Annotated in this window: 13 protein-coding genes; 6 read left to right on the forward strand and 7 right to left on the reverse strand. The window is 70.1% G+C overall.

What is annotated here, in order from left to right:
- The first annotated feature begins 342 nt into the window (after window positions 1-342).
- Window positions 343-2,085 carry a cutinase family protein gene (locus ACWEWT_RS29210; protein ID WP_452563766.1) on the forward strand — a complete coding sequence of 581 codons (1,743 nt, stop codon included), beginning with the start codon at window positions 343-345 and terminating at the stop codon, window positions 2,083-2,085.
- A 67-nt stretch (window positions 2,086-2,152) separates the two neighbouring features.
- On the opposite strand, the gene ACWEWT_RS29215 is transcribed toward ACWEWT_RS29210, so the two are convergent.
- Complete coding sequence (locus ACWEWT_RS29215; protein WP_452563742.1) at window positions 2,153-2,338, reverse strand: hypothetical protein; 186 nt, start codon at window positions 2,336-2,338, stop codon at window positions 2,153-2,155.
- Here ACWEWT_RS29215 and ACWEWT_RS29220 point away from each other — a divergent pair.
- Entirely contained in the window at window positions 2,337-2,834 is a 498-nt protein-coding gene (locus ACWEWT_RS29220; protein WP_452563744.1) for a nucleoside deaminase, read from the forward strand. The genes ACWEWT_RS29215 and ACWEWT_RS29220 overlap by 2 nt on opposite strands.
- A 7-nt stretch (window positions 2,835-2,841) precedes the next feature.
- Here the strand turns inward: ACWEWT_RS29220 and ACWEWT_RS29225 are convergent, their stop codons facing one another.
- From ACWEWT_RS29225 to ACWEWT_RS29235, 3 genes are read right to left on the reverse strand one after another with little or no spacing between them, the layout of a single operon-like run.
- On the reverse strand, window positions 2,842-3,486 hold the full coding sequence (locus ACWEWT_RS29225) for a methyltransferase domain-containing protein (protein ID WP_452563746.1): 645 nt from the start codon (window positions 3,484-3,486) through the stop codon (window positions 2,842-2,844).
- Entirely contained in the window at window positions 3,483-4,217 is a 735-nt protein-coding gene (locus tag ACWEWT_RS29230) for a TIGR04282 family arsenosugar biosynthesis glycosyltransferase (protein ID WP_452563747.1), read from the reverse strand. The genes ACWEWT_RS29225 and ACWEWT_RS29230 overlap by 4 nt, the downstream gene beginning before the upstream one ends.
- Window positions 4,214-4,885 (reverse strand): glycosyltransferase family 2 protein, encoded by a 672-nt coding sequence (locus tag ACWEWT_RS29235; protein ID WP_452563749.1) that lies wholly within the window; start codon window positions 4,883-4,885, stop codon window positions 4,214-4,216. Before ACWEWT_RS29235 ends, ACWEWT_RS29230 begins: the two co-directional genes overlap by 4 nt.
- 112 nt (window positions 4,886-4,997) lie before the next feature.
- On the opposite strand from ACWEWT_RS29235, the gene ACWEWT_RS29240 reads away from it, so the two are divergent.
- Genes ACWEWT_RS29240 through ACWEWT_RS29250 form a run of 3 tightly spaced genes read left to right on the forward strand, consistent with a single transcriptional unit; the run spans window position 4,998 to window position 8,158 of the window.
- A complete protein-coding gene (locus ACWEWT_RS29240; protein WP_452563751.1) occupies window positions 4,998-6,422 on the forward strand; it encodes a hypothetical protein in 1,425 nt (474 codons plus the stop codon).
- 7 nt (window positions 6,423-6,429) lie between these two features.
- On the forward strand, window positions 6,430-7,143 hold the full coding sequence (locus tag ACWEWT_RS29245; RefSeq protein WP_452563753.1) for a response regulator transcription factor: 714 nt from the start codon (window positions 6,430-6,432) through the stop codon (window positions 7,141-7,143).
- Window positions 7,133-8,158 (forward strand): sensor histidine kinase, encoded by a 1,026-nt coding sequence (locus tag ACWEWT_RS29250; protein WP_452563754.1) that lies wholly within the window; start codon window positions 7,133-7,135, stop codon window positions 8,156-8,158. The genes ACWEWT_RS29245 and ACWEWT_RS29250 overlap by 11 nt, the downstream gene beginning before the upstream one ends.
- Window positions 8,159-8,169: 11 nt before the next feature.
- On the opposite strand, the gene ACWEWT_RS29255 is transcribed toward ACWEWT_RS29250, so the two are convergent.
- Window positions 8,170-9,216, reverse strand: coding sequence for an NAD-dependent epimerase/dehydratase family protein (locus tag ACWEWT_RS29255; RefSeq protein ID WP_452563755.1), 1,047 nt, complete (start codon window positions 9,214-9,216; stop codon window positions 8,170-8,172).
- A gap of 158 nt (window positions 9,217-9,374) precedes the next feature.
- Between ACWEWT_RS29255 and ACWEWT_RS29260 the strand changes: the two genes are divergently transcribed.
- The gene (locus ACWEWT_RS29260; protein ID WP_452563757.1) at window positions 9,375-10,370 is read left to right on the forward strand and encodes a zinc-binding dehydrogenase; all 996 of its coding nucleotides are present in this window, start codon (window positions 9,375-9,377) and stop codon (window positions 10,368-10,370) included.
- 23 nt (window positions 10,371-10,393) lie between these two features.
- Here ACWEWT_RS29260 and ACWEWT_RS29265 read toward each other — a convergent pair whose 3' ends face one another.
- A complete protein-coding gene (locus ACWEWT_RS29265; RefSeq protein WP_452563758.1) occupies window positions 10,394-10,939 on the reverse strand; it encodes an SRPBCC domain-containing protein in 546 nt (181 codons plus the stop codon).
- Between the two features lies 1 nt (window position 10,940).
- Window positions 10,941-11,315: an ArsR/SmtB family transcription factor gene (locus tag ACWEWT_RS29270; protein ID WP_452563760.1), complete on the reverse strand. Its 375-nt coding sequence runs from the start codon at window positions 11,313-11,315 to the stop codon at window positions 10,941-10,943.
- Window positions 11,316-11,436 lie beyond the last annotated feature (121 nt).

Here is an 11,436-nt window from a genome sequence, read left to right on the forward strand (position 1 = left end):
CGGACCGCATCTCCACAGTCCGTGAACGTTGCGCGGCCGCCGCACCTCCGCCTCCGCTGCGGCCGCCGCGGACTGCATCTCCACAGTCCGTGAACGTTACGCGGCCGCCGCACGCCTTCCCCGCGGCCGCCGCGGACCGCGTCTCCGCACGCCGTGAACGTTGCGCAGCCACCGTACCTGCGCCTTCGCTGCGGCCGCCGCGGATCCCGTCATTGCGCGCCGTAACGTTGTGCACCCGGGCCGCGACTCTCCATTGACGCAATGGCCCGTCGGGGGGCCTGTCCGTCCATTTGTCAGTAGTGGAATGGAGCTCGGGACGTGGCTTTCCGAAGTGATTACCTGGTGCGCTGCCGCACCTATCTCGTGCAGCATCGGCTCGCCACGGCGATCGCCGCCCCGGCCACCCTCGGTGTGGTGGCGGCGGTGGCCGCCGCGTATTCGGTGACCACACCCACGCAGCAGGCGGATACCCAGCTGAAGGCATCGGTCACCGAATGCCACGATATGGTCACCATCTCGGTCGCCGGCCGCGGCGACACCCCGGCCGAGGGCACCACGAAACTGCTGGTCGACGCCAATGGGAAACCCCTGCCCGCGGCGTTGTCCGGGGACCACAGCAGCGAATGGGTCGACCCGGTGGTCAACGCGCCCGCCGATGATGTGGACCCCGGCTCGTATGCCGCGGTGTACATCGCCTACCCGGCGAATATGGCCACCTACGAGGACGCCGTCACCACCGGTGTGGCCAACACCCAGCAGGTGATGCGCGAGATCGCGCAGGCCTGCCCGGATACGCAGTTCGCCGTCGTCGGGTACAGCGAGGGCGCCGATGTGGTGCGCCGGGTCGCCATGGAGATCGGCCACCAGGAGCAACAGGACGGCGGCTACGCCATCGTCGACCCGGGCAAGGTCACCGGGGTGGTGATCCTCGCCGACTCCGGCCGCTCGGCGGGGGACGGACCGTTCCCCGGCGCGCAGAATCCGAACGGCAACCCGGACAATTTCGACCAGCTCTACCAGAACGGCGGAAAGCCGGTGCCCGGGCAGGGCGCGGTCGCCGGGACCAGCGGTGATTTCGGTGCGCTGAACGGTAAGATCGCCTCGTTCTGCTCCGACGGCGACCTCACCTGCGCGGCACCGGACAACATCTCGCTGCTGCAGCTGGTGGTCAACGTGGCGCGGCAGGTGAATGTCGACGCCCTCGAACGCGAGGGATTGAACCCCGCCACCGGGCAGGACGTCGCCGTGGTCCTCAGCCGGGTCGCCCTGCTGGCGCTCGCCGATATCCAGTCGCAGCCGAACTGGATGGCCAGTGACGAAACCTTCCTGGAGGTGCTGCTGCGGGTCTCGGATCCGGCCTACGAGCCCGGTGCGGCCACCGCACCGGCGCCGACCGCGGCCGATTCCATCTCGACCGATCAGATGTCGCCGCTGGCCTACCTGCCGCAGAAGGTCCTCAACGAGATCGTCGGATTGATCGTCACCAACCAGAACACGATCCCGGTGATCCTCTCCGACCCCTACAACCTCACGCTCGGACCCAACGCGACCGGTCACCACTTCGACTACTGGCGTGATGCCGACCCGGGTAGCGGCAAAACGCTGACCTCGGCCGAATACGCGGCGGCCTGGCTCACCCATCTGGCGAAGCAGGCGCAGGCCGGCGAACCGGTGAACCCGAAAGCGGCACCCACGCCCGAAGACCTGGACGACGCCTATCGTGCGGCCGCCGAGACCACGACCACGCCGACGAGCGCACCGGCCACCAGCACGACCGCGGCACCGACACCGAGTGGGACGGCCACGGTCACCACCCCGTCCCCGACCGGTTCGCCGACGACGACACCGTCGACGACCGATCCGACCACGATCCCGCCGGCCGCCGGCACCACGCCGGAGCAGCCGACCACCACGCCGGAGCCGACGGAGACCGGCACCACCGCGGCCGTGCCGCAGACGACCGCTCCACCGGTGGCCACGACAACCCGGCCCGTGCCCACCCAGGTCGCGGTGAACAGCAGCACTGCTCCGCTCCCGAGCACGACGCCCACCGAGACCAGCACGACGGCGCCACCCGCACGCTGACCGATGGCGGTCCCGGGGCCGGGCCGATCGAGGTTCCGGTTCCGCGTCGGGACACAGGTGTACCCGATCACCACGAATCGGTGCGGTACGGGCCGGCGCCCGGGCTCACGGCATGGATCGGGACGCCGAGCCGGGTGGCGTCGGACGTGGACCACGGCGAGATCCGGGATTCCGCTACCACACTGCGCTCACCCGGTACGTTCCGGCCCGCCTGCACGCCGGAACGGGACGTCGTGGGCGAGGATGAGCCCATGACGATTTCCGCGCACGATGTGGATCACCTGCGCCGCTGTGTCGAACTCGCGCGGGCCGCGCTGGACGGCGGCGACCAGCCGTTCGGATCGCTGCTGGTCGCCGCCACCGGCGAGGTGCTGTTCGAGGACCACAACCGCGTCTCCGGCGGAGACGCCACCCGGCACCCCGAATTCGAGATCTGCCGCTGGGCGGCCACCCACCTGGACCCGGCCGACCGCGCCGCGGCGACGGTGTACACCTCGGGCGAACACTGCCCGATGTGTTCGGCCGCCCACGGCTGGGTCGGGCTCGGCCGCATCGTATTCGCCACCTCGACCGGTCAGCTCACCGAATGGCTGCGCGAATGGGGCGCCTCGCCCACACCGGTGGCCTCGCTGCCGATCGAACAGGTCGTGCCCGGTGTGGTCGCCGAGGGGCCGGTGCCCGAATTCGAGCAGGCGATGCGCGCCCTCTATCGGCGGTGTTTCGCCCCCGGCGAGCCCGCCCCGGCGTGATCCGGCTTCACCGACCCGCCGAACTGCGCAACCAGGCGAGATGGCGTCCCGAGATATCCGCTGTGGTCAACAGGTCGAACCCGGTCTCATCCGCCAGACCGGCCGCGTGCTCGATACCCGCCTCCGCCCAGGGAAACCAATCCCCCGCCTCGGTGCGTGTTTCGAGGCGGATTTCGCGGACACTGATACCCGTTCCAGGACAGGAGAATTCGATGATCGCCAGACCTCCGGGACGGAGCAGGCCGGAAACCCGGCGCAACACGCGGTGCGGGTCGCCACCGATACCGATGTTCCCGTCGGCGAGCAGCGCGTAGTGCCACCGGCCGTCACCGGGTAGCGGGCCGAAGATATCGCGGGCCACAGCCGGTGCGCCGCGATGGCGGGTCACCGCGATGGCGGTAGGTGAGATATCGACGCCGAGCGCAACGACCCCGCGCCGGCACAATGCCGCCACCAACCGCCCCGGTCCGCAACCCAGATCGACCGTGGGTCCATCGCAGCAACCGACCAGGGCCGAGTCCACCTGCCGGTCGGCAGCGGTGATCCGGGCACCGCCGAGCCAGCGGCGGGTCGGTAACCGGGTGCGGTCGCCGTCGGCGGAACGGATCCAGCAGTCGCGGCCGGTCAGGGCCGGGTCGAACCGGCCGATCACCGTGCGACCCGCGGTGCGCCCAGGGCCGCCACCGCCGCGGCGAACCGCCCGGAACAATCGGCGGAGACCCGGAGGGCGTCGGCGTAGTGGTCGACATCGCTGAAGGTGGGCAGGGTCGCTACCCGGTACCCGTTCGCGCGCAGCACTGCCCGGGTGTGTTCGCCGGTGCGCGCGGTGGACATCGGTACCTGTGCGAGGAGGCGCGCCGCGCGCGGATCCGGCAGACCCAGCCCCCACCAGCCTCCGTCGGTGGCCGGCCCGAGCAACGCGTCGGCTCCGGCCGCCAGGGTCCGGGCCGCCTCGGTGAGCACCCGGGTGCTCAACTGCGGAGTGTCCATCCCGATCTGGAGCACGGGCAGGCCCGCACGCGCGGCATCGGCGTGCGCGTTCGCCAGCCGCACCGCGAAACATGGGCCGCGCTGCGCGATCACCTCGAATTCCGTCAGTTTCGCGGCTATCTCGTCGCCGCGCTCGGCGGCGCCCAGATCACCGGTGAACGCGACGACCCGGCGAGCGACGGGACAAGTTCCCACCGTGTCGAGTGTGTCCAGCAAGGCGGCGGCCGCCAGCCGGGCCGCCTGCGCCGGCGTCAGTGGCGGGGTCAGCCTGGTCTTCGCGTACCCGGCGACCGGCGCCTTGGCGACCACCAGCAGCGCTACCGGCAGCTTCTCGGCATCGGCCGGATCGGCGGAATTCCCGCCACCGGCAGGTGTACCGGCGGCCCGGTTCATCGCAGGACCGCCAGAAAATCACGGGTGGCCCGGAACGACCCCCGTGCCGACCCGGAGACCTTGGACCGGCCACCGGCCCGCGCCCGGTAACTGATGTCGACCTCCCGGACCTCCCACTCCGCGGCGGCAGCGCGTACCAGCAATTCCAGGGGGTAGCCGAAACGATCGTGCAAGCGACCCAGCGAAACCAGCTGCTGCCGGTCGGCGACCCGCATCGCGCCGATATCGTGTACCGGCAGACCGTAGCGGCGGCGCAGCCGGCGCGCCACCACACGATTGCCGAGCCGCGTGTGCCACGGCCAGATCCCGCCGCGCACCGGCCGTCGGCGGCCCACTGCGAGATCGGCGCCCGCCCGTACCTCGGCCACCAGGCGGGGCAACTCCGCCGGATCCATCGAGCCGTCACCGTCCAGGACGGCGACCAGATCGGTTCCGGCCGCGGCGATACCGGCCTGCACGGCGGCCCCGTAGCCGGGACGCGGTTCGGTGACCACGCGGGCGCCGAATCCGGTCGCAACGGCGGCGGTGTCGTCGGTCGACCCGTTGTCGACCACGATCGCCCGATATCCGGGCGGCAGCGCGGCCAGGACCACCGGCAACGCTTCGGCTTCGTTCCGGCACGGGATCACCACGGTGACACCGGCCGATTCGCGGTGCTCTGTCGGCATGGGTGCCACGCTAAGCCCGAATCGGCGGAAAACCTGTGACAAAACCATGACGTCGTGTCCGGTTGCCTGGTGAATGCGCTTTCACCGGGACGGACCGGCCTAGGGTAGCTCTGTGCCGGAGTTGATCGAGATCACTGTCCCCCGCAACCGGGTCCGCGGCGAACTGCTCGGTGCCGCTGCCGCGGTGCTCCTGGTGGCGACGGCATTCACCGTTCCGCAACTGATGAGCGAATCGTGGCGGAGCAGCCTTTTCGCTGCCGCTGCCCCGATTTTCGGCCACTGGTCACCGCATATCGGATGGGGCTCCGTCCCCGCCCTGGCTCTCGCCGCGGCCGTCATCGTGCGGGGTCCGGCGCTGGCCGACCGGCTGCCCTGGCGCCGGCTGCTCGCCGTCGGTTACCTCACCGCGGTGGCGTGGGCGTTCACTCTGGCCCTGGTGGACGGGTGGCGGCGTGGATTCACTGCGCGGCTCGCGGACGGTCACGAATATCTCGCCGAAGTGCCCGGTGTCACCGATATTCCGGCGATGCTGCACTCGTTCGCCGACCGGATCATCGACGGACAACCGGATTCCTGGACCACGCATGTCTCGGGCCATCCGCCCGGCGCTCTGCTGTTCTTCGTCCTGCTCGACCGGATCGGCCTCGCGGGTCCCACCTGGGCGGGGATCATCTGTGTACTGGCCGGATGCAGTGCGCCGATCGCGGTCGCGGTCGCGCTGCGTGCCCTCGGAGCCGAGGAACGTGCCCGAACCGCGCTACCCTTCCTCGTACTCGCTCCCGCGGCCATCTGGATCGCGGTATCCGCCGACGCGGTCTTCGCCGGAGTCACCGCATGGGCGGTGGCGCTGCTCGCCGTCGCCGCGGGCGCCGAATCCCGGCGCTGCGCCGGGATCCCGCCGGAGCCGGCGGGATCCCGCCCCCCGGGCCCGGAATCCGCGCCCACCCCGGCGTACCGCTCCGCGATATCGGTCGCGTTCGCGGCCGGGGTGCTGTTCGGCTGCGGGATCTACCTGAACTACGGTCTGATACTGATGGGCGTTCTCGCGGTCGCCGTGCTGATCGGTGCCCGAACTCTCCGCCCACTGCTACCGGCCGTACTGGGCGCGATGCTCGTGGTGGCCGGCTTCGCCGCCGCCGGTTTCTGGTGGCTCGACGGCTACCATCTGGTGGTCGAGCGCTACTACCAGGGGATCGCCGCCACTCGCCCCTACGGCTACTGGTGGTGGGGCAATGTGGCCGCCACGGTCTGCGCGGTCGGGCTCGCGACTGCGGCGGCACTGCCGCGGGCGCTGGCGCGCTCCCGGTTGCGGATGCGCGACCCGGCCGCACTGCTGGTCGCCGCTGCCGTATGCGCTGTCGCCGCCGCCGATCTGAGCGGGTTGAGCAAGGCGGAGACCGAACGGATCTGGTTACCGTTCGATATGTGGTTGCTGGCGGCGACGGCGTTCCTGCCGCGCGGACATGTTCGCCCGTGGCTCGCGATCCAGGCCGGTGGGGCCCTGCTGCTGGTCCATCTGCTGATGACGAATTGGTGAGGCATCCATGTGCATACTTGTGGCCGACGACGATCCCGTGGTCCGGGACGTGGTACGCCGTTACCTCGAACGGGACGGACGCACGGTGATGGCGACCGGGGACGGCCGGGCCGCCCACGCCGCGCTGGCGCGCACCGGCGAACCCGACGAGGTGGAGCTGGCGGTACTGGACGTGATGATGCCGGAGCCGAACGGTATCGAGTTGTGCCGCGCGGTACGAGCCGGTACGCGTCCGGACACCCCCATCATCCTGCTCACCGCACTCGGCGACGAGGACGACAGGGTGCTGGGGCTGGAGGCCGGCGCCGACGATTACGTCACCAAACCGTTCAGTCCACGTGAGCTGGCGCTGCGGGTCGCGTCGGTGCTGCGCCGCGCCCGGCGCGCACCCGTGCCCGATTCGGCGCCGCTGCGCGACGCGGCGGTCACCGTGTACCCGGCCGCCCAGGCGGTGTTCGTAGCGGACACTCCTGTTCCGCTCACTCCTCGGGAATTCGATCTCCTGGTATTCCTGCTGCGCAATCCGGGGCAGGTGTTCAGCCGCGAAGAATTGCTGGAACAGGTGTGGGGCTGGGATTTCGGTGACCTCTCGACGGTCACTGTGCACATCAAACGGCTCCGTGCCAAACTCGGGCCCCGGCACCGGATCGAGACCGTCTGGGGCCGCGGCTACGCCTGGGCGCGGTCCGATGTCGTCCCGGAGCGCGCCGATGCCCGATGACCTGCCGGAGATCATCGGCTACACGCTGGCCTGTTCACTACCGGTCGTGGTAGCGGGCGCTCTCGCTCTGCGCGCACTTCGCAACCGATCACTCACCGCCAGTACGGCGGTGCTGGTACTCATCCCGACTCTGGCCACCTTGGCCGGCATCACCGGGGTGAGCGGGCTGATGTTCACCGCCGAGTTCCGGCGCACATCCATCGTGCTGTTGCTGGTCGCCGCTGTCACGGTGCCCGCCGCCGTCCTGATGGGCCGGGAACAGGCCCGTAAAACGGTGTGGGAGAAACAGATTCGTGAACAGGAACGCGCCGCCGAACAGTCGCGCCGGGAACTGGTGGCGTGGGTGAGCCACGATCTGCGGACCCCGCTCGCCGGAATCCGGGCGATGACAGAAGCACTCAGCGACGGTGTGGTCGACGACCCGGCCGATATCGCCCGATACGCCGACCAGATCGGCCGCGAAACCCGGCGATTGTCCCGGATGGTCGACGACCTGTTCGAGATGTCCAAGATCTCGGCGGGCGCGCTGCGACTCGACCTCGAACCGCTCGATCTACGCGAGCTCATCGACGAGATCTATGCCGCGCATCGTGCCACCGCCGATCGGGCCGGAATCGATTTCACCGCACGCCAGCCCGGCGCGCCGCTGCCCGTCGCGGCCGACGATCAGGCTTTGGGCCGAGTCCTGGCCAATCTGGTGTCCAATGCCATCGCGCATACGCCGCCGGGTGGCGCCGTGGTGATCACCGCCGGACAGACCGACGGTCAGGTCTGGACTCGGGTCGACGATTCCGGGCCCGGGATAGCGGCGACCGATCTGCCGCGGGTGTTCGAAGTGGCCTACCGGGGCACCACCGCCCGCTCCCCGGTAGCGGACGACGGTATCCCGGCCGGTAGCGGGATGGGTCTCGCCATCGCCGCCGGTCTGATGCAGGCCCACCGGGGCGCGATCACGGCCGCGAACCGGGAGGTGGGCTGCCGCTTCGAGATCCGGCTACCGGCCGATTCGGATTAGCGTTCGGGCGGTCAGCCGACCGTGGCACCGGCCGCCGTCGGTCGCAGCGGCGCGGACGCGAATTCCACCAGTCCGTCGGCGGGTGCGATCCGCGCGGTGAACCCGAGCACCTCCCGGGCCCGCGCGGGATCGGCGACGATATGCCGGACATCGCCGGCGCGCGCCGCACCGGTGACCACAGGATCGGGGCCGCCGTGCGCGACGGCCAGCGTCCGGGCGACCTCACCGATGGTGACCGGATGTCCCGAACAGATGTTCAACGGCACGAAGCCGCGCAGCCCGGCGGCGATCGCTGCCACGTTCGCCGCGGCGATATCGGTGACGTGCACGAAATCCCGAGTCTGACGACCGTCTTCGAAGACCTCCGGCGCCCGGTCCACGGCCAGAGCCGACCGGAATATCGCGGCGACACCGGAATACGGTGTATCCCTGGGCATTCCGGGACCGTAGACATTGTGATAACGCAGCGCGGTGACCGCCCCGCCCGTCGCGGCGGCCCAGGCCGTCGCGTAGTTCTCCTGCGCCACTTTGCTCGCCGCGTACAGACTCCGCGGGCGCGCCGGCGTGTCCTCCGGGACGGGCGCCCAGGTGAGATCCACACCGTCGACACGGTGCTCGAACCGGCCGGCGGTCAGATCCTCGGGGCGGCGGCCCGCGACCGCGACGACCCCGTCCGGCCCCCGATAGAGCCCTTCGCCGTACACCACCATCGACGATGCCAGGACCAGCCGGGCGCAACCGGCCCGCTCCATCGCCGCCAGCAGTACCGCGGTGCCGTAATCGTTGTGCCCGGCGTAGGCGGGGGCGTCCTGAGTATCGATACCCGCGCCCACCACGGCGGCCTGGTGGCACACCACATCGACACCGCGTAGCAACGAATCGAGTCCACCGGACGCGCGGATGTCCACCTGGTGCACACCCGCGGGCGGTTCCGCGCCGGGGCCGTGCGCCGTGGCCAGCATCAGGTCTACGGCCACCACCTCGTGACCGGCCGCCCGCAACGCGGCATGGATATGGGACCCGATGAATCCGGCCGCGCCGGTCAGCAGTACTCGCATGATCCCGATCCTGCCCGCCGGAGGGCGCTGTACCACGCAACCGGGAGCCGATGTCACGATTTCGTCATACCCGGCCGCCACCCACTCTTGACCTGAACCTATGTGGAGGTTTCAGACTGGTCGAGTTCACCGCTTGGCGCACCCGAGGAGAGATCACCGTGCAGGCTGTACAAGTAATGGAATTCGGCGGACCGGATGTTCTGGAGCTACAGGAGGTGCCGGCCCCGGAACCGGCGGCCGGTCAGGTTCTGATACAGGTCGCCGCGGCGGATGTGATGTTCCTCGATACCCGGTTGCGCGCGGGATGGGGCACCGATTTCTTCGCCGTACAACCGCCGTACGTGGCCGGCGGCGCGATCGGTGGGACGGTCGCGGCCGTGGGATCGGGTGTCGATCCCACGCTACTGGGCATCCGGGTGACAGCGCGGACCGTCGCCAGTGGCGTCGGTGGCGGTCTGCCCATCGGCGGTTATGCCGAACAGGCGCTCGCCGGAATGGATCAGCTGAACCGGATACCGGCCGGGGTCACCGTCGAACAGGCGAGCGCGGTGGTGCACGACGGCCACACCGCGCTCGCCGCGTTCGAACGCGCCGATATCCGGCCGGGGCAGCAGGTTCTGATCACCGCCGCCGCGGGCGGACTCGGCACCCTGCTCACCCAATTGGCCCGGCGCGCGGGGGCCGATGTGGTCGCGGCCGCGCGGGGCGCGGAGAAACTCGCGCTGACCCGGCGGCTCGGCGCGGAGGCGGCCGTGGACTACTCCGAAACCGGCTGGACCGAACAGGTCCTGGCCGCGACCGGAGGCAAGGGACCCGATGTGGTGTTCGACGGTGCCGGCGGCGAGCCCGGCGATGCCGCCCTGCGGATCACCCCTTCCGGCGGGCTGTTCATCGGATACGGGGCGGCCGCGGGCGAATTCGCGGGTGCCGCCGCCGATGACGCGCGGGAACGCGGTGTGCAGGTACTCGGGCTCTACGACCTGAGTATCGGGAACGACAGCCGCGCCCGCTACGCCGCCCGGATACTCGAGTTGATCGCCGCCGGACAACTCGAGGTGATTGTCGGACAGACCTTCCCGCTGGCCGACGCCGCCGCGGCGCATGCCGCCATCGAGGCACGCACCGCGCTCGGCCGGACCCTGCTGCTGGTCTGATACCCCGTCGCCGGATACCGCGGTCAGCCGATGAGCTCGGCGTACCGGCCCCCCAGTGCGCGGATCTGCGCCCGGTCGGGCACGCCGACCGATCCGGTATCCAGCAGATTCACCAGCTCGTCGAGGCATACGTGATACCCGGCGGCGGTCCCCGAGATCCCGTGCGGCCCGGGCGTACCGAACCAGACAGTGCACAGCAGCCGGGATCCGGCGCCCCGCGGGACGATCTCGAACAGTAGATGCTCGTCGTCCCACAGGAATTCGAAAAGACGCGGTGGCTCCCAGGCCAGGATCCGGCCCGGGAGCTCCGGGTCCTCGGTATCGATTCCGGCCGCGGCCGGCTCGGCGGCGGCATCGTCCACCGACTCGGGCCAGAACCGGAACCGGACCGCGGCGCCGGCCCGCCGCTCACCGATGATGTCGGCGGGGAACCAGTGCCGCAGATGATCGGATTCGGTGAGCGCCCGCCACACCTTCTCCGGCGGGTGCGCCAGATCGCGTTCGTAGCGGGTGCCCACGCGTTCACCGTCGCGCAGGACCTCACCGAGCCGCTGTGTCACATCCGTCATTTCACTCCTCGGATTTCGTCGGGTCTTCTTCGTCGGGCACGGTGTCCAGATACCGCTCGAACTCATCGAGCCGGTCGGCCCAGATCTCCCGGAACGGGGCCAGCCACAGATCGATCTCCCGCAACCGGCCGGGCGCGAGACCGTAGTGCCGCCGCGGCCCGTCCACTCGGACCCGGACCAGTGCGGCCGCGTCGAGCATGCGCAGATGTTTGGAGATATTGGGCTGGGCCGCGCCGAGCGCGACCACCAGATCGCCGACGGTGCGTTCACCGTCGCGCAGCAGGTCGAGGATCCGGCGGCGGGTGGGGTCGGCCAGCACCTCGAAGACATCACGTACCACGGCGACCATATTGCCGTTGAGGAATATTCCTGTCAAGGCATATTGGACACCGTTATCGGGCAACCGGTCGCCCGGCTGCGGACCGAGATAGGGGCATTGATGAACGATATGTTCTCCTTCGAGAAGGAGTGCATCGTGGACCGCTCCGATTTCAACC

Source organism: Nocardia sp. NPDC003963, from assembly GCF_053605105.1.